This window comes from Pseudomonas gebzensis, from assembly GCF_034427815.1.
In the GTDB taxonomy this organism is placed as follows: Bacteria; Pseudomonadota; Gammaproteobacteria; order Pseudomonadales; family Pseudomonadaceae; genus Aquipseudomonas.
This window is the reverse complement of record NZ_JAXQNS010000007.1, coordinates 214,609-235,869: the sequence shown is the minus strand read 5'-3', so window position 1 is coordinate 235,869 and position 21,261 is coordinate 214,609. Positions and strand designations below refer to the sequence as shown.

Here is a 21,261-nt window from a genome sequence, read left to right as displayed (position 1 = left end):
TGAAGTCGGTCTTGCTGCAGGGGCTGAGACGCGCTGGTTCAGCCCGTGATCATCGGCAGATCGAGGCCCTGCTCGCGGGCGCAGTCGATGGCGATGTCGTAGCCCGCATCGGCATGGCGCATGACGCCGGTGCCAGGATCGTTGCTCAGCACGCGGGCGATACGTGCAGCCGCTTCGTCGCTGCCGTCGCAGACGATGACCATGCCCGAATGCTGCGAGAAGCCCATGCCGACGCCACCGCCATGGTGCAGCGACACCCAGGTGGCGCCGCTGGCGGTGTTGAGCAAGGCGTTGAGCAAGGGCCAGTCGGACACCGCATCGGAGCCGTCCTGCATGGCTTCAGTCTCACGGTTGGGGCTGGCCACCGAGCCTGAGTCAAGGTGGTCGCGACCTATCACGATCGGCGCCGACAGCTCGCCGCTGCGCACCATCTCGTTGAACGCCAGGCCGAGTTTGGCGCGCTGGCCCAGGCCGACCCAGCAAATGCGCGCCGGCAGGCCCTGGAAGGCGATGCGCTCGCGGGCCATGTCGAGCCAATGGTGCAGGTGGGCGTCATCGGCGATCAGTTCCTTGACCTTGGCGTCGGTCTTGTAGATGTCCTCAGCCTCCCCTGACAGCGCCGCCCAACGGAACGGGCCGACGCCGCGGCAGAACAGCGGGCGAATGTAGGCCGGCACGAAGCCTGGGAAATCGAAGGCATTGGCGATGCCTTCGTCCTTGGCCATCTGGCGGATGTTGTTGCCGTAGTCGAAGGTCGGGATGCCCTGCCGCTGGAAGTCGAGCATGGCTTGCACGTGCACGGCCATGGACTGCTTGGCGGCCTTGACCACCGCCTGCGGGTCGGTGTGCGCGCGGTCACGGTACTGCGCCCAGGTCCAACCGGCGGGCAGGTAACCGTTGAGCGGATCATGGGCGCTGGTCTGGTCGGTGACCATGTCCGGGCGTACGCCGCGCTGGACCAGTTCGGGCAGGATTTCAGCGGCGTTGCCCAGCAGCGCAATGGAGATGGCCTTGCCTTCGGCGGTGTAGCGGGCAATGCGGGCCAGCGCGTCGTCGAGGTCCGTGGCCTGCTCGTCGACATAGCGGCTGCTCAGGCGGAAATCGATGCGGCTCTGCTGGCACTCGATGTTCAGTGAACACGCGCCAGCGAGGGTAGCGGCCAGCGGCTGTGCGCCACCCATGCCGCCCAGGCCAGCGGTAAGCACCCACTTGCCCGTGAGGTTGCCAGCGTAGTGCTGGCGACCGGCTTCGACAAAGGTTTCATAGGTGCCCTGGACGATGCCCTGGCTGCCGATGTAGATCCAGCTGCCGGCGGTCATCTGGCCGTACATGGCCAAGCCCTTGGCGTCGAGCTCGTTGAAGTGCTCCCAGCTGGCCCAGTGCGGCACCAGATTGGAGTTGGCGATCAGCACCCGAGGTGCGTTGCTGTGAGTCTTGAACACGCCGACCGGCTTGCCCGACTGCACCAGCAAGGTTTCGTCGTCTTCCAGGCGGGTCAGGGTTTGCACGATCTTGTCGTAGCAGGCCCAGTTGCGCGCAGCCCGACCAATGCCGCCGTAGACCACCAGTTCCTTGGGATTCTCGGCGACCTGCGGGTCGAGGTTGTTCATCAGCATGCGCAGGGGCGCTTCGGTCAGCCAGCTCTTGGCAGTGAGCGTGGTGCCACGCGGGGCACGGATGTCGACGTCACGGTATTTGTTGTTGTCAGTCACGGGAGAGGTCCTTTGCGGTCGTCCGCGGCAGGGTGGCGATGACGGCTATACAAACACAGCCTTACTTGTATGTACAAGCATGGACAAGCGAATAAACCGTGCGCCTGCTTTGCTCGCCATCGGCGCACGACCGTCTTGGGGCATGCCGCGCGCACGCACCGGGCACGGCGTGGCGGCAGGCGAACGCCAGGCTTTTCCTGCAGTGCCTAGGTTCTGTACGAAAAACCTCGATACTCGCCCATGCTGCGTTGAAAACGCCCTCGGAATGCTCATGTACTCCAGTACACTCCGCTTCCTCGGCCGTTTTCGCCTTGCCTGGCCTTCGTCTCAAGGCTTTTCGTACAGAACCTAGCGCCTCGGCGTCAGCTCGATCACGCAGCAGCGGCCCTGCACCTGCAATTGTACAAGCGCCGGGATCGGTGTGATGTGCAGGCAGTCATAGCGCTGCAGTGCGTGCGCGTGAGCCCCTTCGCACTGCACCTCGACCTGCTCGTCGGCCGCGAACACCAGCACCGTGGCGGCCGAGCTGAACAAGTGCGTACGCCCCTCGAACCACTGCAGGCGTGCAGCGAACCGGTCGGGCTGGTAGATCAGGTTGAAGTCGCGGATCGGCCCACCCAGCAGTTGGCAACTGACCTCGCTCTGACCGCTGAAGGCAAAGGCGTCCAGGGCCAGCAACGGCCTGCTGGCCTGGTTATCGACCTTTAACTGCATGCCATCGCCTTCAAGCACGGTGATGATCCGCTGGCACCCGACAAAGCGTGAGAAGCCACCCGAGGCCTCGATATCGGCAATCGACAAGCGCCAGCCGAAGCCCTCGAAACCACCTTCGCAATCGCGGGCGATCTCTGCGGTGAAGCCGCCGCCGTTCTTCCAAGGCATACGCGGGTAATCCTGGGCGCGCAGCCAGCGCACCTGGCTCATTTGCCGAAGCGTCCTTCGAGGCGATGCCGGGAGCCTGGATGAATCAGCCGCGCAGCGGTGACCGGCTGGCGACCCGACCAGGTGCGGCGGCGAATCAACAGGCATGGCTCGCCGCGCTCGATGTTCAACAGCTCGCACTCGTGTGGCTCGGCGAGGATGGCCTCGACCACGTGTTCGCCTTCGGTCAGCGGCGCCACCTGGGACAGGTACGCATAGGGCGTGCGCAGGGTGAAATCCTGCTTGAGGTAATCCGGGGCGACTTGCGCGTTGACATAGCGGTCTTCGATCTGCACCGGCACGCCGTTCTCGAAGTGCACGATCAGTGAATGAAACACCCGTTGCCCTTCGCGCATGTCCAGGGCCAGGGCGCGCTCGGAGCCTGCGGCCTCTTCGGCCAGCACCACCACCTGGCAGCTGTGCTGATGGCCACGGGCGGCGATTTCGTCGGCGATGTTGTTGACCTCGAACAGCGCCGAGCGGCCCTTGGGCTCGGCGACGAAAGTACCCACCCCTTGCATGCGCACCAGCAGGCCATCGGCGGTGAGTTCGCGCAGGGCGCGGTTGATGGTCATGCGGCTGAAGCCCAGTTGGTTGACCAGCTCGGCCTCGGACGGCACGCGGTGGTGGGCTGGCCAACTGCCGTTGTCGATGTGCTGGACGATCATCTGCTTGACCCGGGCATACAGCGGCGCTGGCCCATCGCCCAAGTGGGCAGCCAGCGTGGAAACAGGGGGTGTGGCCACGGTGGGCATCCTTGTGCGGGGGGAATGACGACAGCTTGCCGGAGTTTACCGAGCCATCAAACGTCTGTATATGTCTATACAAATAACCACGACAGGGGTTTGTACCGATGCCTGCCTACTTCGCCGAACGCGCGCTGCTGCCCGAGGGCTGGGCGCGCGATGTGCGCCTTGAGGTCAACACTGACGGTGTGCTGACCCGCATCGAAGCCAATGCCTCGGCCGAGGCTGCCGAGCGGCTCGCCGGGCCGTTGCTGCCTGGCATGCCCAATGTGCATTCCCACGCCTTTCAGCGCGCCATGGCCGGGCTGGCCGAGGTGGCCGGCAACCCCAACGACAGTTTCTGGACCTGGCGCGAGCTGATGTACCGGATGGTCGGGCGCATTCACCCCGAGCACCTGCAGGTGATCGCCCAACAGCTGTATATCGAGATGCTCAAGGCCGGCTATACCTCGGTGGCCGAGTTTCACTACGTCCACCATGACCTCGACGGCGCCGCATACGCCGACCCGGCCGAGCTGTCGCGCTGCATCAGTGCCGCCGCCAGCGCCAGCGGCATCGGCCTGACCCTACTGCCGGTGCTCTACAGCCATTCCGGCTTCGGCGGCCAGCCGCCGGGAGACGGGCAGAAACGCTTCATCCAGAGCACCGAGCAGTACCTGCGTCTGCACCAGCAACTGGCCCCGCTGCTGGCCGCGCAACCTGCGCAGACGCTTGGCCTGTGCTTCCACTCGCTGCGGGCAGTGACACCTGCGCAAATCACTGAGGTACTGGCGGCCTCCGATCGCACCTGCCCGGTGCATATCCACATTGCCGAACAGCAGAAGGAAGTCGAGGACTGTCTGGCCTGGAGTGGGCGCCGACCGTTGCGATGGCTCTATGAACACGTCGAGGTCGACGCACGCTGGTGCCTGGTGCATGCCACCCACGCCGATGCGCACGAAGTGAGCGCCATGGCCGCCAGCCAGGCGGTTGCAGGCCTGTGCCTGAGCACCGAAGCCAATCTGGGCGATGGCCTGTTCCCGGCGGTGGACTACCTGGCCCAGGGCGGGCGCATCGGCATTGGCTCGGACAGCCACGTATCGTTGAGCGTGGTCGAGGAGCTGCGCTGGCTGGAGTACGGCCAGCGCCTGCGTGACCAGCGGCGCAATCGCCTGCACGCTGTCGATCAGCCGATGATCGGGCGCCATCTGTATGACAACGCCCTACAGGGCGGCGCGCAGGCAGTTGGCCAACCGGTCGGGGCATTGGCCGTCGGCCAACGGGCCGACTGGGTAGTGCTCGACGGCCAAGACCCGTACCTCGCCAGCAGCGAGGGCGATGCGATCCTCAACCGCTGGCTGTTCGCCGGCAGTGACCGTCAGGTGCGCGACGTCATGGTCAACGGCCGCTGGGTGGTGCGCCAGGGCCACCATGCGCTCCAGGCCCAGAGCGCGCAGGCCTTCACCCGCGTGTTGCGCCAGTTGCTGGGCTAGGGTCCACCCCTGGGCTCGAAGCGTGGCACCCGCGATCAGCAGTGTCTGCACGCAGCGCCACAGACGCTCGGCCTGCCGCCGACTGCCCGCGGTCTCGTTGACTGCGCCGCTCAGTGCATCCGGGCGATGTCGCGGTCCGGCATGCGCCAGATCAGACGGGTGGTGTCATAGCCCTGCTGGCGCGCCTTGGCCAGCAGGCTTTCACGCTCCCAGGCCGACAAGCCCTGCGTGCGAGACAGAATCCACAGGTACTTGCGGTCCGGGCTGCCGACAATCGCCGTGCGGTAGCGTGGGTCCACGTAGAGAATCCAGTACTCGGCGCGGGTCACCCCGGGCAGCAGGCGGGTCAGGCCGCTGTCGAACTCCACCCACAACTTGTCGGTGTGGCCGACCGTCTGCACATTGGCGTGCCCTTGGGCGCGCAACCACTCATCGCCCAGTGTGCGGCAGCGGTTGAGCACATCGAAGCTGCCGTCGGGCTTGAGGTTGTAATGGGCTTCGGACTGCGCGCAGGCGTCCTGGTGCGCCAGCGGCAGGCGGGCCAGCTCGTACCAGGTGCCCTGGTAGCGCTTGAGGCTGACGTTGCCAGCGGTCTTGGGCGCCAGTGGATCGCTGGCCGGGCTGGCGCAACCGGCGAGCAAGGCCAGGCAGCAGGCGGCCGCCAACAGGCGAGGCGTACTCACTTCAGGCCCTGCCCCGAGTACATCAGCACCTTGTCGGTGGCGTACTGCACGCTGATAAAGCTCTTCTCGTCGCCCCAGGTGCAGCTGGTCATGCCCAATGCGCCCGAGCACTCGGTGGGCGTGCCCAGCAACTGCTCCACTTCGGCCTTGCTCATGCCAGCCTTGAGCCGGGCATAGTTTTCCTGGTTGATCTTGCTGCAGGCGGTCAAGACGACGCAGAGGCTCAGCAAGGCGAAAACACGAAACGACATGGGCAAACTCCTGGACATGGGGCACAGGCACGGAAACCTGCAGCGTCCTTGGAGGGCAAAAAGTCGATCCGGTTCCCCATTCACCGAGCTATCGGGCGGTGCCACTGATCGCAGTGCCAGGGCCAGACGCGCAAAAGCCCGGCAGCGTCATCGGACACTGCCGGGCTTTCGGGTAAACCGCCTAGAAGCGCGAACCCGGCTCCAACAGGAAGTCCATTTCCTCGTCGGTGCTGGGGCGCTCCAGCAGCAGGTTGCGGTGCGGGAAGCGGCCGAACCGCTCGATGATCCGCTGATGCTGCTCGGCGTAGTCGAGGAAACCCTCGAACAGACGCCGGCTCGACTCAGGCTGCTCGTCGAGCAGGGCCTGGTAGCGCTCCACGCTGAGGTTCTGCCAGTCGAGCACCTCGGCGTGTTCCAGCACCAGCAGCACGAACACGCGCTGGATCGGCAGCAGCTGGTAATCCAGCTGCTTCTGCAGGCCCTGCATGGCCACCACCTGGGCACGCCGGTCGCCGTCGAAGGCGCGGGCGGTGTCGCGGTAGAGCATGCGCGGCAACTGGTCGAGCAACAGAATCAGGCCAAGCCAGCCCTGCGGGCTCTGCTGCCACTCATCCAGACCACCCTCGAGCGCCTGCTCGACCAGCGCCCCGAACAAGGCGCGGGCCTCTTCGTCGTGGTGCTTGCCGAACCACAGCGTGCTCTTCTCATCGGCCACAGCCTGGGCGTTGACACCCCAACCGAACCACCACTCCAGCAACGGCTGCCACGGTGCGAGCATGACTTACTCCTTGTGATAAGCAGTAGCGCGCTCGACCTCTTGCTTCGAGCCGAGGAATACGGGCACACGCTGGTGCAGGCTTTCGGGCTTGATGTCGAGAATACGATCACGGCCGTTGGTGGCCGCACCGCCCGCCTGCTCGATGATGAACGACATCGGGTTGGCTTCGTACATCAGGCGCAGCTTGCCCGCCTTGCCTGGCTCGCGGCAATCGCGCGGGTACATGAACATGCCGCCACGGGTCAGGATGCGGTGCACGTCGGCCACCATCGAGGCGATCCAGCGCATGTTGTAGTTTTTCTTCAGCGGGCCGGTTTCACCGTCGAGCAGTTCGCTGACGTAGCGCTGCACCGGGGCTTCCCAGTGACGCTGGTTGGACATGTTGATGGCGAACTCTGCGGTGCTTTCCGGAACCGTGATGTCTTCGTGGGTGAGCACGAAGCTGCCCAGTTCGCGGTCCAGGGTGAAGCCCTTGACGCCGTTGCCCAGGGTCAGCACCAGCATGGTCTGCGGGCCGTAGATGGCATAGCCGGCGGCGACCTGCTCGGTGCCCGGCTGGAGGAAGGCGTTTTCGTTGAGGGTTTCGTTCTGGCTGAGGTATTCGTTCGGGCAGCGCAGCACCGAGAAAATGGTGCCGACCGACACGTTGACGTCGATGTTCGACGAGCCATCGAGCGGGTCGAAGACCAGCAGGTAGGCACCTTTGGGGTAGCGACCCGGAATCTGGTAGGCGTTGTCCATCTCTTCGGAGGCCATGCCAGCCAGGTGGCCGCCCCACTCGTTGGCTTCGAGCAGGATGTCGTTGGAAATCACATCCAGCTTCTTCTGCACTTCGCCCTGCACGTTTTCGGTGCCCATGCTGCCCAGCACACCGCCCAAGGCGCCCTTGGACACATGGTGGCTGATTTCCTTGCACGCACGCGCCACCACTTCGATCAGGAAACGCAGATCGGCAGGGGTGTTGTTGCTACGGGTCTGCTCAATCAGATAGCGACTCAGGGTAACGCGAGACATGTATGGCTCCGACAGGATGGGGGAGGAAAAACCCCCGCAGTTTACAGGGAGAGACGCACGCTAGCGAGCAATGCGACTTGACGGGTCGATCAGACGACACTTCGCCCAATGAATTCAGCCCCCCTCGCGGCGCGGGGCCGCGAGGGGATTGGCTCAGTCCAGGGCATTCCAGATTTCAGTGGCGTATTCGCCGATGGTCCGATCGGACGAGAACCAACCCATGTGGGCGGTGTTGTGCACCGCCATGCGCCACCAGTCCTGCGGGGCGTTCCACAGCGCATCGACGCGGCGCTGGGCGTCCCAGTAGGCGTCGAAGTCGGCGCAGACCAAGAAGCGGTCATAGCTGACCAGCGCGTCCATGAAGCCGGCGTAGCGCGACGGATCATCGGGCGAGAAGACCCCGCCGCGAATGGCCTGGAATACGTCATTGAGCCGGTGCGAGGCACTCAGCGCGGCGCTGGCGCCGTAGTCGTCGTCACGCTTGCGCGCCTGCACCTGCTGCGCGGTGAGGCCGAAGATGAACATGTTCTCGGCACCCACGTGCTCGCACATCTCGACATTGGCGCCATCGAGCGTGCCGATGGTCAACGCGCCGTTGAGGCCGAACTTCATGTTGCTGGTGCCCGACGCCTCGTAGCCGGCGGTGGAAATCTGCTCGGACAAGTCGGCCGCCGGAATGATGCTTTCGGCCAGGCTGACGTTGTAGTTGGGCAGGAACACCACCTTCAGCAGGCCGCGCACGGTCGGGTCGTTGTTGACCACCCGGGCGATGTCGTTGGTCAGCTTGATGATCAGCTTGGCCTGGTGATAACTGGCTGCGGCCTTGCCGGCGAAGATCTTCACCCGCGGCGCCCAGTCGCCGCTCGGCTCGGCGCGAATGGCCTGGTACAGCGCCACGGTGTGCAGCAGGTTGAGCAACTGGCGCTTGTACTCATGGATGCGCTTGACCTGCACATCGAACAACGCGTCCGGGCTGACGGTGACGCCGGTACGCTCTTGAATGATGCTGGCCAGGGCCTTCTTGCTGTGCAGGCGCTGGGCGGCGAAGCGTTCGCGGAAGTCGGCCTGCTCGGCAAACGGCGCCAGGCGCGGCAGTTGCCCTTGCGGGTCGTCGAGCAGCTCAGGGCCGAGGGTGTCCACCAGCATCTCGGTGAGCTGGGGGTTGGCCTGGTACAGCCAGCGGCGGAAGGTGATGCCGTTGGTCTTGTTGTTGATCCGCTCTGGGTAGAGCTTGTGCAGCTCGGCGAACACGGTGCTCTTCATCAGCTGGCTGTGCAGCGCCGAGACGCCGTTGACGCTGTGCGAGCCCAGGAACGCCAGGTTGCCCATGCGCACACGGCGGCCGTTGTCTTCTTCGATCAGCGACACGGCGCGCAGCATGTCGAAATCGTGCTGGCCCTTGGCGCGCAGCGAATCGATGTGGTGGGCGTTGATCAGGTAGATGATCTGCATGTGCCGCGGCAGCATGCGCTCCATCAGGGCCACCGGCCAGGTTTCCAGCGCCTCGGGCAGCAGCGTGTGGTTGGTGTAGGCCAAGGTGCCCACGGTGATTTCCCAGGCTTTGTCCCAGGGGATTTCATGCTGATCGACCAGCAAGCGCATCAGCTCGGCCACGGCGATGGATGGGTGCGTGTCGTTGAGCTGAATGGCTGCCGAGTCCGGCAGGTTGAGCAGGCTGTCGTGCATGTTCAGGTGGCGGCGCATCAGGTCCTGCAAGGAGGCGCAGACGAAGAAGTACTCCTGGCGCAGACGCAGTTCCTGGCCGGCCTCGGTGCTGTCGGCCGGGTACAGCACGCGCGAGATGCTTTCGGCGCGCGCCACTTCGGCCACGGCGCCCAGATGGTCACCGGCGTTGAAGCGCTCCAGGTGCAGCTCTTCCAGCGCACGGGCACGCCACAGGCGCAGGGTATTGACGCTGGAGCCCCGCCAGCCGACCACCGGGGTGTCATAGGCCACCGCACGCACGGTTTCGCCGGGCGTCCAGACCTGGCGTTGAACGCCGCTGCTGTCGGTAAAGGTTTCCACACCACCGCCAAAGCTGATCGGGTAGATCACCTCTGGGCGCTCGAACTCCCAAGGGTTGCCGAAATCCAGCCAGTTTTCGGTCTGCTCCTGTTGCCAGCCATCGACCAACGCCTGCCGGAACAGGCCGTGTTCGTAACGAATGCCGTAGCCGTGGGCGGCAATGCCGAGGGTAGACATGCTTTCCATGAAGCAGGCGGCCAGACGGCCCAAGCCGCCGTTGCCCAGCGCCGCATCGGGCTCGAGCAGACGGATGCGCTCCAGGTCGACGTCCAGCCCGGCCATGGCCTCGCGGGCGATATCGAGCAGGCCCAGGTTGCTCAGGCTGTCGTACAACAGCCGGCCGATGAGAAATTCCAGCGATAGGTAATAGACCCGCTTCTGATTGCGCCGGTAGGCACGCCGGGTGTGGTCCATCCAGTGCTCGACCATGTGGTCGCGGGCTGCCAGGGCAACGGCTTCAAACCAGTCGTGCTCGCCTGCGTGTTCGGGATCCTTGCCGACCGAGTAGGTCAACTTGGCCAGTACGGCGGCACGAAAATCGGCCACCTCTGCTTCACGTACGTGGGTGTCCTGGGGCATGCGGCGTCCTCGGAAAGATTGACGGAGGCGGAGGAAGAGGGTTGAGACTAGACGCTTCGACCGGAAGTGCAGGCTACGGTTCGCGATTAAATGGCCAACGGCCATTCCAGCAAAAGATTGTTCACATTTTGAGCAACTCCGGTATGATCGCGCGCCCTGGACCGTGATCCGCCTACCTGTACCCTCCCCTACGATGAAAACCACCCTGATTGCCGCGGCCGAAGTCGACCGCCTGGAAACCTGGCAACGCTACGCCAGCCATATGTGCGGCGGCTGCCACTCCACCTGCTGCACGCTGCCGGTGGAAGTCAAGATCAACGACCTGATCCGCATCGGCGTGGTCGACGAATTCGAGAAGAGCGAGCCGCCCAAGGCTATCGCCAAACGCTTGCAGAAAGATGGCATCGTCGAGCGCTTCAATCAGAAGTCGGGCATCTTCACCCTGACGCGCATGAGCAACGACGACTGCCTGTACCTGGACCGCAAGAGCCGCCTGTGCACCATCTACGACAAGCGTCCCGATACCTGCCGCAATCACCCACGCATCGGGCCGCGGCCGGGCTATTGCGCGTACAAGCCGAAACAGACCGGCCGCTGAGCCTGCGCTGGCAAACGCCCTGGCAGAGCACAGGCGGCGCTCAGCGCGCCGCCGTCAAACGGACAAGCCCCTGCAGTGACGCATGGGGCCGATGCAGGGCTCAGCGTGCGTCAGACGGAAAGCTTTTGCAGGCGCCGTCCTGCTGCGCAGGCGGATGGCTGGGATAGATGTTCGGCAAGACGCTGACCGAGCTGGTCGCAATGAACCCATCTGCAAAGCGCGCCTCGATGAACTGCGCCTGCCAACCGCTCGCAGGCGCGGTATGCGGCAGCGAGAAGCGCTGCTGGGGGGTGAGGGTCACGGACGCGTAACGGACTCCACAGGCATAGCGGAAGTCGCGGTCCCGGCTGTTGCTCGCCGTCCACACCTTGACCGCCACTGGCAGCTCAGAGAATTCGACGGTGCTCAGCCCGCCCTGCTGATCGACCGACCGTTGCACGCTCGGCAGCGCGGCGCCATCGCGCAGACGCCGAAGGACCGGCACCAGCGTGCTCACCAGCGCGCCGCGAACCCCGCCGTGATCCGAGTTCGGCAGCACGCGCAGACTGGTCTGCCCAGGCAGGCGCTGCTGGAAATCGGTCACCTGGTCGGGGGCGAAGAAATCGTCGCCACTGGCTGACACCAGGTATTTGGGGATGGCCAGGCGCTGCCCGGGCTCGTCGAGGTACTGCATCGGGTCCATCATGGTCATCAGTTGCTCAAAGCGCGGAGTGCCCAATTGCTGCAGCGCCTCGGCCTTCTGATAAGGCCACAGGGCAATGGGCCAATGGCCGCCGTAGCGCTGGCGCAAGCCCTGGAGCATGGCCGAGCTGTCAGCCACTTCGATCACGCTGGGCACGATAGCGCTGACGCGGGGGTCCGCCATGGCGGTCAGCCAGGCGCTCCAGCCGCGCTTGGAGGCGCCGGCGATGATGAAGCTGTCCACCGCGACCCCAGCGTTCTTCAACTCCACCTCGGCCAGGTCCATGGCCCGGCTGGCTGCCGCAGCCATGGGCACGTGCAGAGGCAGCTCGGCAGCTGCCTCGGGGTTGCGCATCCAGTGGGCCCAGGTATGGGCCACCGCATCATCCTCGCGCATCGGTGCTTGGCCATCGCTGAAGGTCACGTACTGATTAGGCACATCGCTGATCATGACCACAGCCATCTGGGCCTTGAGCGCCACCTCGCGCAAGGCTTCGCGCGAATAGTCCGGGCTCTGCGGGTCGCCGAACCGTACGCCGTTGTTCACCACCAGCAGCGCCTTGCCAGGCACGGCGTTACTGGGCACATGCAGCTCGACCCCATGCCCCCAGCGCCGAGGCTCGACAACCGGCTGCGGATCCCAGGTCTGGGACGTCATCTCGAAACGACGGAACGCGTAGCCAGGTTCGGCGCTCTGCTCGAGCAACTCCGATTGCAGTGGCGCCTGACGGACATTGGCGATGTGGCACTGCACGACTTGCTGCGGGCGCACGCTGCTGCAATCTTGGGCAGCAGTGGCTTGGAAACAGGCCACCAGGCAGGGCATGGCCAGTACAAAACGGTAATTCATGAGCGGGCTTCCTTTTAGTGAAGCCCTCAACCTGGAGCGTTCGGCACCTGCCCACAAGCTAGTAGCCGGCTAGCAAAGCGAAACCTTACAGCCATTTAGGAAAAAACCTATAAAGCTGTACATCCAACAAACAAAAACGCCCCCGGCCTTTCGACCGGGGGCGTTTTCATTCAGCCTGAGCTAACTCAGTTCTTGGCTTTCTTGGCAGCGCGGGTACGCTCGCTTTCGTCGAGGATCTTCTTGCGAAGACGGATCGACTTTGGCGTGACTTCGCACAGCTCGTCTTCCTGGATGTACTCCAGCGCCTGCTCCAGCGTGAAGCGAACCGGCGGAACCAGGGCGATGACTTCGTCTTTACCCGAAGCACGCATGTTGTCGAGTTTCTTGCCCTTGGTAGGGTTGACACCCAGGTCGTTGTCGCGGCTGTTCTGACCGATGATCTGGCCGCCGTAGATTTCCTGGCCGTGCTCGACGAACAGCTTGCCGCGCGCTTGCAGGGTTTCCAGCGAGTAGGTCAGCGCCTTGCCGGTTTCGACCGAAACCAGTACGCCGTTCTGACGGCCGGACATGTGGCCGGACTTCACGGTGTCGTAGCGATCGAAGATCGAGGTCAGGATGCCCGCACCGTTGGTCAGGGTCAGGAACTGGTTACGGAAACCGATCAGACCACGTGCCGGAATGTTGTACTCCAGGCGCACACGGCCCTTGCCATCCGGAACCATGTTGGTCAGGTCGCCTTTACGCAGACCCATCTCTTCCATGACCTTGCCCTGAGACTCTTCAGGGATGTCGATGGTGACGTTTTCGAACGGTTCCTGCTTCACGCCATCCACTTCACGGATGATCACTTCAGGACGGCCCAGGGCCAGCTCGAAGCCTTCGCGACGCATGGTTTCGATCAGTACCGAGAGGTGCAGCTCGCCACGGCCCGAGACCTTGAACTTGTCTGGGGAGTCGGTTTCTTCAACGCGCAGGGCAACGTTGTAGAGCAGTTCCTTGTCCAGACGATCCTTGATGTTACGGCTGGTGACGAACTTGCCTTCTTTACCGCAGAACGGCGAATCGTTGACCTGGAAGGTCATGGAAACGGTCGGCTCGTCGACGGTCAGCGGCTTCATCGCTTCGACAGCGGTCGGATCGCACAGAGTGTCGGAGATGAACAGCTCGTCGAAACCGCTGATGCAGACGATGTCGCCGGCCTGGGCTTCTTCGACGTCCACACGGTGCAGACCGTGGTGACCCATCAGCTTGAGGATACGGCCGTTGCGACGCTTGCCGGCGGCATCGATGGCGACTACCGGGGTGTTCGGCTTGATGCGACCACGGGCGATACGGCCGACGCCGATGACGCCGAGGAAGCTGTTGTAGTCCAGTGCGGAGATTTGCATCTGGAACGCACCGTCACGGTCGACCGCTGGCGCAGGCACGTGATCGACGACCGCTTGGTACAGCGGGGTCATGTCTTCAGCCATGTCGGTGTGGTCCAGACCGGCAATACCGTTCAGGGCCGAGGCGTAGACGACTTGGAAGTCCAGCTGTTCGTCGGTGGCACCGAGGTTGTCGAACAGGTCGAAGATCTGGTCCAGAACCCAGTCAGGCCGCGCGCCCGGACGGTCGACCTTGTTGATCACGACGATCGGCTTCAGACCGGCTTCGAAGGCCTTTTTGGTCACGAAGCGGGTTTGCGGCATAGGGCCGTCTTGGGCATCGACCAGCAGCAGCACGGAGTCGACCATCGACATCACACGCTCAACCTCGCCACCGAAGTCGGCGTGGCCGGGGGTGTCGACGATGTTGATGTGGTAGCCATTCCAGTTGATGGCGGTGTTTTTCGCCAGGATGGTGATGCCGCGCTCTTTTTCCTGGTCGTTGGAGTCCATGACGCGCTCATCGTTGAGCTCGCCGCGCTCAAGGGTGCCGGACTGACGCAGGAGTTTGTCTACCAGGGTGGTCTTACCATGGTCGACGTGGGCAATGATGGCGATGTTACGCAGATTTTCGATCACAAGTGCATCTCGAGCAGAGGATTCGGTTGCCGCCTTTCAGAGCGGCCAAATAGGAAGCGATGAGGCTCAGTGGACCCGATGGTCGGGAGGGCGATGGCGGATGCTGCCGCCATACAGCCCTGGGGTCTTATGCCGGACGATAAACACGCACATTGGCATGTCCCTCACTGAGCAGGTGGTGTGCGTGCAAACGGCTCATCACACCCTTGTCGCAATAAAGCAGGTACTGACGCGAGTCATCGAGCTGCTTGAAGCGACTGTTGATGGCATAGAACGGCAGGGCCTGGACGTCGATGCCGTCGATCTGCAACGGCTGGTCTTCCTGGGCATCAGGATGGCGGATGTCGATGACAATCTGACCGGGCAGCACCTGGGCCACCTCTTCGATCTCGATATCCTTGCCCAGCTCGTCGATCACAGTGTCGATCGTGATGAAGCGCGCACGCTCCAGAGCACGGTCCAACACGGCCGAGTCGAACTGCTGTTCTTCATAAATGACCCGATCCGGCTTGGCGCAGGTGGTCGGGTTGACCGAAATCACGCCGCAGTATTCAGGCATGTGCCGAGCGAACTCAGCGGTGCCGATCTGGTAGGCGGTGTCGATGATGTCTTGCTTGTGGCTGGCCAGCAGCGGGCGCAACACCAGCTTGCTCGTGGCCTGGTCGATCACTGACAGGTTCGGCAGCGTCTGGCTGGACACCTGGGAAATCGCTTCACCGGTGACCAGCGCGTCGATCTCGAGGCGGTCAGCAACCTGGGTGGCGGCACGCAGCATCATGCGCTTCAAGGTCACGCCCATGTAGCGGTCGTCGACCTTGCCGAGAATCTCGCCCACCACTTCCTCGAACGGCACGCTGATGAACAGCACGCGCTGGCTGCTGCCGTATTTCTTCCAGAGGAAATGCGCGACTTCCATCACGCCCAACTCGTGGGCGCGCCCGCCCAGGTTGAAGAAGCAGAAATGCGTGACCAAACCGCGACGCATCATCTGGTACGCCGCCACGGTGGAGTCGAAACCACCGGACATCAGCACCAGCGTCTGCTCCAGGGCGCCCAGCGGGTACCCGCCGATGCCAGGGTGCTGGTCGTAGATGACGTACAAGCGCTGGTTGCGAATTTCGATGCGCACCCGCACTTCAGGGTTCTTCAAGTCGATGCCGGCGGCGCCGCACTGCTGGCGCAGCTGGCTGCCGACGTAGCGGTCGACGTCCATCGAACTGAAATCGTGGTGCCCACCGCGCTTGCAACGCACCGAGAAGCGCTTGCCGGGCAACAGATGGCCGAAATGCTCGCGGCACTTGGCGACGATGTCGTCGAAGTCGCCCAGCGGATATTCCTCGATGCGCAGGAAATGCGCGATGCCTGGCGTGCAGCTCAGGCGCTCGATCATTTCACGCTGGACCTTCTCGTCCTCGATGCGGGTAACCACTTCGAGATTGTCCCAGACACCCTCAACCGCGAGCTCAGGATCGAGATCCTTGAGCACGGCGCGGATGTTCTTGCAGAGCTGACGGATGAAGCGCTTGCGCACCGGCCGGCTCTTGATGGTGATTTCTGGGAAGACTTTGACGATCAGTTTCATGGTCACAGCGCGCGATGGGCTCACCGAAAAATGAGGGGCGCGGATTATATCGGAAATGCTCGGGAGTTTGAGCATTTTTTGCACAAAAAGGTTTTTGAGGGGTCGCGCACCGTGCAGGAGCGGGCATCGGGCGATCTTCGCTCAAGGTCGCACCAAAACAGTGCGAAACCCCAGCAATGTGCGCTTTATAGGTGCGCACCCGCACCGTGCAGTACTGGCATGTGCCCCAAACCGCCGCCTTTTATCCCCGCTTCGCCATTTTCGGGCACTGGCATGCAAATTGCTCCCTTGTGAGGCAGGTACGCTTGGCCGACTATCCGCGCCCGGCAACACCCTTTTCCAGGCCGCGGCCAACCGCGTTCCAGACCCTCCGGAGGACACCATGTCGAAGTCGGTTCAACTCATCAAAGATCATGACGTCAAGTGGATTGATCTGCGTTTCACGGACACCAAAGGCAAACAGCACCACGTCACCATGCCGGCTCGCGATGCGCTGGAAGACGACTTCTTCGAAGCCGGCAAGATGTTCGACGGCTCGTCCATCGAAGGCTGGAAAGGCATTGAAGCCTCCGACATGATCCTGCTGCCAGACGACGCCTCCGCCGTACTGGACCCGTTCACCGAAGAGCCGACCCTGATCCTGGTCTGCGACGTGATCGAGCCGTCCACCATGCAGGGCTACGACCGCGACCCACGCGCCATCGCCAAGCGCGCCGAGGAATACCTCAAGACCACCGGCATCGGCGACACCGTCTTCGTCGGCCCAGAGCCTGAGTTCTTCATCTTCGACCAGGTCAAGTTCAAGTCGGACATCTCCGGCTCGATGTTCAAGATCTACTCCGAGCAAGGCTCGTGGATGACCGATCAGGACGTCGAAGGCGGCAACAAGGGCCATCGCCCAGCCGTCAAGGGTGGCTACTTCCCGGTTCCGCCGTGCGACCACGACCACGAAATCCGTACCTCCATGTGCAACGCCATGGAAGAAATGGGCCTGGTCATCGAAGTGCACCACCACGAAGTGGCCACCGCTGGCCAGAACGAAATCGGTGTGAAGTTCAACACCCTGGTGATCAAGGCTGACGAAGTTCAGACCCTGAAGTACTGCGTGCACAACGTTGCCGACGCCTACGGCCGCACCGCGACCTTCATGCCAAAACCGCTGTACGGCGACAACGGCTCGGGCATGCACGTGCACCTGTCGATCTCCAAAGACGGCAAGAACACCTTCGCGGGTGAAGGCTATGCCGGCCTGTCCGACACCGCCCTGTACTTCATCGGCGGCATCATCAAGCACGGCAAGGCCCTGAACGGCTTCACCAACCCGGCCACCAACTCGTACAAGCGTCTGGTACCTGGCTTCGAAGCTCCGGTCATGCTGGCCTACTCGGCGCGCAACCGCTCCGCTTCGATCCGTATCCCCTACGTGTCGAGCCCGAAAGCCCGCCGCATCGAGGCGCGCTTCCCGGACCCGGCAGCCAACCCGTACCTGTGCTTCGCCGCACTGCTGATGGCGGGCCTGGACGGCATCCAGAACAAGATCCACCCAGGCGATGCTGCCGACAAGAACCTGTACGACCTGCCGCCTGAAGAGGCCAAGGAAATCCCGCAGGTCTGCGGCAGCTTGAAAGAAGCCCTGGAAGAGCTGGACAAGGGCCGTGCGTTCCTGACCAAGGGCGGCGTGTTCTCCGATGACTTCATCGATGCCTACATCGAGCTGAAGTCTGAAGAAGAAATCAAAGTCCGCACCTTCGTTCACCCGCTGGAATACGACCTCTACTACAGCGTTTGATTGTGTAGACGCGTCATCGACAACGGCCTTCTTCGGAAGGCCGTTGTTGTTTCAGCTGTCAGGGTTATCGGAAGGGTCCTACAAAGGCGCGCCACCGGTACAGGGCACACTCAAACGCCCATTCCCTGAGGAATTCTTCCATGCGCCTTGCATCGCTTACCCTGCTGTTGTCCCTCGGCCTGTCCGGCTGCGCCTCGCCCACCAGCGTTGCCACGCCACTCGATACCTTGCTCGACACCATTGAACGGCGGCTGGCCCTGGCCGATGGCGTTGCCCTGCTCAAATGGGACCAGAACCTGCCCGTGCAGGATGCCCCCCGCGAACAGCAGATTCTGCTCAGAGTACGCGAGGCGGCGACGGACTACGCCCTTGACCCGCTGCGTGCGGCCGGCTTCTTCTCCGACCAGATGGAGGCCGGCAAGCTGGTGCAGTTCGCCTTGCTCAACCGCTGGGAACGCCAGAGCCAAGCACCCGACACCCCGCGCCTGGACCTCAAGACAGCCCTGCGTCCGCAGCTCGACGCCTTGCAGCATCAATTGCTCGACGGCTTGCAGCATTTCGACCGGCATCGCCCGGTGGACTGCGCCCTGGCGGTAGCCACCGCCGTGGCCGAGCGCTCACGCGATGCCCTGCATGAACTGGCCCTGCAACGCGCCGCTGGACGGCTCTGCGACTTGTCCTGAAATATTTGCTCTATATTGGTGCACTGAAGGCGCTTGGGCCTGTGCACCGTGCCCCCTTTCCAGCATGGCCTGATTCGACCCAAGCATTAATCGCCCGATTTCAGGCCATCTTCCGAAAAAACCGCTTCTTTTCGGAGCCTTGGTTTGTTTCTTGCATTTTCTTGCCGCACGCCGAGCGCACCGCTCTTCGACCCTGGCCCTGACCGGGACATCCCGCGCCACGCGCGCCTGCACCGCGGCAATAGAGGTCACCCCCACCATGACCATCAGCGACGCGCAGCATCGACTGCTGCTGGACAACCTGACCACCGCCACGCTGCTGCTCAATGCCGACCTGCGCCTGGAATACATGAACCCGGCGGCAGAAATGCTCCTGGCGGTCAGCGGCCAGCGCAGCCACGGGCAGTTCATCAGCGAGTTGTTCACCGAGTCTGCCGAGGCCCTGAGCGCGTTGCGCCAGGCCGTGGAGCAGGCTCACCCGTTCACCAAGCGCGAAGCCCTGCTGACCTCGCCCAACGGCCAGAGCATCACGGTCGACTATGCCGTGACGCCGATCCTGCACCAGGGCACCACCCTGCTGCTGCTCGAAGTCCACCCGCGCGACCGCCTGCTGCGCATCACCAAAGAGGAAGCGCAACTGAGCAAGCAGGAAACCACCAAGATGCTGGTGCGTGGCCTGGCTCATGAGATCAAGAACCCCTTGGGTGGCATCCGCGGCGCGGCGCAGTTGCTGGCCCGCGAGCTGCCCGAAGACGGCCTGCGCGACTACACCAACGTGATCATCGAAGAAGCTGACCGCCTGCGTAATCTGGTCGACCGCATGCTCGGTTCGAACAAGCTGCCGTCGCTGTCGATGACCAACATTCACGAAGTGCTGGAACGGGTCTGCAGCCTGATCGAGGCCGAAAGCCAAGGCGGCATCACCTTGGTCCGCGACTACGACCCCAGCTTGCCGGACCTGCTGATCGACCGTGAGCAGATGATCCAGGCGGTGCTCAACATCATGCGCAACGCCATGCAAGCCATCGCCCACAAGAACGAACTGCGCCTGGGCCGTATCAGCCTGCGCAGCCGCGCGGTACGCCAGTTCACCATCGGTCATGTGCGCCACCGCCTGGTGGCACGGGTCGAGATCACCGACAACGGCCCGGGCATCCCCGCTGAACTGCAAGACACGCTGTTCTATCCCATGGTCAGCGGGCGCCCGGACGGCACCGGGCTGGGCCTGGCCATCACGCAGAACATCATCAGCCAGCACCAGGGGCTGATCGAGTGCGAGAGCCATCCAGGCCACACCACCTTTTCGATTTTCCTGCCGCTGGAACAAGGAGCCACCGCCTCATGAGCCGAAGTGAAACCGTCTGGATCGTCGACGATGATCGCTCCATCCGTTGGGTCCTGGAAAAAGCCCTGCAACAGGAAGGCATGGCTACCCAGAGCTTCGACAGCGCCGAGGGCGTGATGGGCCGGCTGGCCCGTCAACAACCGGATGTGATCATTTCCGACATCCGCATGCCGGGCACCAGTGGCCTTGACCTGCTGGCGCAGATCCGCGAGGCGCACCCGCGCCTGCCGGTGATCATCATGACCGCCCATTCCGACCTGGACAGCGCCGTGGCGTCGTACCAGGGCGGGGCTTTCGAGTATCTGCCCAAACCGTTCGACGTCGACGAAGCGGTCGCACTGGTCAAGCGGGCGTACCAGCATGCCCAGGAACAGCAAGGCCTGGCGGCCGCGCAGCCCATGACCCGCACGCCCGAGATCATTGGCGAAGCGCCGGCCATGCAAGAGGTGTTTCGCGCCATCGGCCGCCTCAGCCACTCCAACATCACCGTGCTGATCAACGGTGAGTCGGGCACCGGCAAGGAGCTGGTGGCGCATGCCCTGCACCGCCACAGCCCGCGCGCTGCCTCACCGTTCATCGCTCTGAACATGGCGGCGATTCCCAAGGATCTGATGGAATCCGAGCTGTTCGGCCACGAGAAAGGCGCGTTCACCGGCGCGGCCAACCTGCGTCGCGGGCGCTTCGAGCAGGCCGACGGCGGCACCTTGTTCCTCGATGAAATCGGCGACATGCCCGCCGATACCCAGACTCGACTGCTGCGCGTACTGGCCGATGGCGAGTTCTACCGCGTGGGCGGCCATGTGCCGGTCAAGGTCGATGTGCGCATCATCGCCGCCACTCACCAGAACCTCGAATCGCTGGTCCAGGCCGGCAAGTTCCGTGAAGACCTGTTCCACCGCCTCAACGTGATCCGCATCCATATCCCGCGCCTGTCCGATCGCCGCGAAGACATTCCGGCCCTGGCCCGGCACTTCCTCGCCCGCGCCGCCCAGGAGCTGTCGGTGGAGCCCAAGCTGCTCAAGCCCGAGACCGAAGCGTTCATGCGCAACCTGCCGTGGCCGGGCAACGTGCGGCAGATGGAAAACACCTGCCGCTGGATCACCGTGATGGCCTCAAGCCGCGAAGTGCTGATCGGCGACTTGCCACCCGAGCTGCTCAACCTGACGCAAGACGCCACCCCGGTCACCAACTGGGAGCAGGCCTTGCGCCAGTGGGCGGACCAGGCCTTGAGCCGTGGCCAGACCAACCTGCTGGACAGCGCGGTGCCGAGCTTCGAGCGGATCATGATCGAGACCGCCCTCAAGCACACCGCCGGCCGCCGCCGTGATGCCGCGCTGCTGCTGGGCTGGGGCCGCAATACGCTGACCCGCAAGATCAAGGAACTGGGGATGAACGTTGCCGGAGGTGACGAGGATGACGGCGAGGAACAACACTAGCTGCGCAAGGTAAGTCCTGCCCATACCCACAGCCGCCATTGGCTGCGGCGATGCCGCGCATCGCGGCAATAGCCCTGCAACAAACCGCAATAACCCGCCCACCGCGACCG

General features: G+C 63.5%; 17 protein-coding genes. 6 read left to right on the top strand and 11 right to left on the bottom strand.

Features of this window, described 5'->3' with window-relative positions:
* Positions 1 to 38: 38 nt before the first annotated feature.
* The 3 genes from hutU to hutC form a co-directional block, all read right to left on the bottom strand.
* On the bottom strand, positions 39 to 1,712 hold the full coding sequence (gene hutU / locus SJI00_RS15320) for a urocanate hydratase (protein ID WP_322462552.1): 1,674 nt from the start codon (positions 1,710 to 1,712) through the stop codon (positions 39 to 41).
* Positions 1,713 to 2,060: 348 nt separating this feature from the next.
* The gene (locus SJI00_RS15315; protein WP_322462551.1) at positions 2,061 to 2,636 is read right to left on the bottom strand and encodes a HutD/Ves family protein; all 576 of its coding nucleotides are present in this window, start codon (positions 2,634 to 2,636) and stop codon (positions 2,061 to 2,063) included.
* On the bottom strand, positions 2,633 to 3,388 hold the full coding sequence (gene hutC, locus SJI00_RS15310) for a histidine utilization transcriptional repressor HutC (protein WP_322462550.1): 756 nt from the start codon (positions 3,386 to 3,388) through the stop codon (positions 2,633 to 2,635). The genes SJI00_RS15315 and hutC overlap by 4 nt, the downstream gene beginning before the upstream one ends.
* A gap of 98 nt (positions 3,389 to 3,486) precedes the next feature.
* Between hutC and SJI00_RS15305 the strand changes: the two genes are divergently transcribed.
* A complete protein-coding gene (locus SJI00_RS15305; RefSeq protein WP_322462549.1) occupies positions 3,487 to 4,851 on the top strand; it encodes a formimidoylglutamate deiminase in 1,365 nt (454 codons plus the stop codon).
* Positions 4,852 to 4,961: 110 nt separating this feature from the next.
* Here SJI00_RS15305 and SJI00_RS15300 read toward each other — a convergent pair whose 3' ends face one another.
* The 5 genes from SJI00_RS15300 to SJI00_RS15280 all read right to left on the bottom strand — a co-directional run bounded on the left by SJI00_RS15300 (position 4,962) and on the right by SJI00_RS15280 (position 10,181).
* Entirely contained in the window at positions 4,962 to 5,534 is a 573-nt protein-coding gene (locus tag SJI00_RS15300; RefSeq protein WP_322462548.1) for a lipocalin family protein, read from the bottom strand.
* A complete protein-coding gene (gene bamE / locus SJI00_RS15295; RefSeq protein ID WP_322462547.1) occupies positions 5,531 to 5,785 on the bottom strand; it encodes an outer membrane protein assembly factor BamE domain-containing protein in 255 nt (84 codons plus the stop codon). The genes SJI00_RS15300 and bamE overlap by 4 nt, the downstream gene beginning before the upstream one ends.
* 181 nt (positions 5,786 to 5,966) lie before the next feature.
* Positions 5,967 to 6,563: a DUF924 family protein gene (locus tag SJI00_RS15290; RefSeq protein ID WP_322462546.1), complete on the bottom strand. Its 597-nt coding sequence runs from the start codon at positions 6,561 to 6,563 to the stop codon at positions 5,967 to 5,969.
* A 3-nt stretch (positions 6,564 to 6,566) separates the two neighbouring features.
* Positions 6,567 to 7,577: a class 1 fructose-bisphosphatase gene (locus SJI00_RS15285; protein WP_322462545.1), complete on the bottom strand. Its 1,011-nt coding sequence runs from the start codon at positions 7,575 to 7,577 to the stop codon at positions 6,567 to 6,569.
* Positions 7,578 to 7,730: 153 nt separating this feature from the next.
* Positions 7,731 to 10,181: a glycogen/starch/alpha-glucan phosphorylase gene (locus SJI00_RS15280; RefSeq protein WP_322462544.1), complete on the bottom strand. Its 2,451-nt coding sequence runs from the start codon at positions 10,179 to 10,181 to the stop codon at positions 7,731 to 7,733.
* Between the two features lie 193 nt (positions 10,182 to 10,374).
* Between SJI00_RS15280 and SJI00_RS15275 the strand changes: the two genes are divergently transcribed.
* Positions 10,375 to 10,779: a YkgJ family cysteine cluster protein gene (locus SJI00_RS15275; protein WP_322462543.1), complete on the top strand. Its 405-nt coding sequence runs from the start codon at positions 10,375 to 10,377 to the stop codon at positions 10,777 to 10,779.
* A gap of 100 nt (positions 10,780 to 10,879) precedes the next feature.
* Here SJI00_RS15275 and SJI00_RS15270 read toward each other — a convergent pair whose 3' ends face one another.
* The 3 genes from SJI00_RS15270 to thiI form a co-directional block, all read right to left on the bottom strand.
* Positions 10,880 to 12,310 carry a PhoPQ-activated protein PqaA family protein gene (locus SJI00_RS15270; protein WP_322462542.1) on the bottom strand — a complete coding sequence of 477 codons (1,431 nt, stop codon included), beginning with the start codon at positions 12,308 to 12,310 and terminating at the stop codon, positions 10,880 to 10,882.
* A 185-nt stretch (positions 12,311 to 12,495) separates the two neighbouring features.
* A complete protein-coding gene (gene typA / locus SJI00_RS15265) occupies positions 12,496 to 14,316 on the bottom strand; it encodes a translational GTPase TypA (RefSeq protein ID WP_322462541.1) in 1,821 nt (606 codons plus the stop codon).
* 127 nt (positions 14,317 to 14,443) lie between these two features.
* Complete coding sequence (gene thiI / locus SJI00_RS15260; protein ID WP_322462540.1) at positions 14,444 to 15,898, bottom strand: tRNA uracil 4-sulfurtransferase ThiI; 1,455 nt, start codon at positions 15,896 to 15,898, stop codon at positions 14,444 to 14,446.
* Between the two features lie 382 nt (positions 15,899 to 16,280).
* On the opposite strand from thiI, the gene glnA reads away from it, so the two are divergent.
* From glnA to ntrC, 4 genes are all read left to right on the top strand, one after another.
* Entirely contained in the window at positions 16,281 to 17,687 is a 1,407-nt protein-coding gene (gene glnA, locus SJI00_RS15255) for a glutamate--ammonia ligase (protein WP_322462539.1), read from the top strand.
* 140 nt (positions 17,688 to 17,827) lie between these two features.
* Entirely contained in the window at positions 17,828 to 18,370 is a 543-nt protein-coding gene (locus SJI00_RS15250; protein WP_322462538.1) for a chorismate mutase, read from the top strand.
* Between the two features lie 259 nt (positions 18,371 to 18,629).
* Positions 18,630 to 19,715: a nitrogen regulation protein NR(II) gene (gene glnL / locus SJI00_RS15245; RefSeq protein WP_322462537.1), complete on the top strand. Its 1,086-nt coding sequence runs from the start codon at positions 18,630 to 18,632 to the stop codon at positions 19,713 to 19,715.
* The gene (gene ntrC / locus SJI00_RS15240; RefSeq protein ID WP_322462536.1) at positions 19,712 to 21,151 is read left to right on the top strand and encodes a nitrogen regulation protein NR(I); all 1,440 of its coding nucleotides are present in this window, start codon (positions 19,712 to 19,714) and stop codon (positions 21,149 to 21,151) included. Before glnL ends, ntrC begins: the two co-directional genes overlap by 4 nt.
* The last annotated feature ends 110 nt before the right edge of the window (positions 21,152 to 21,261 follow it).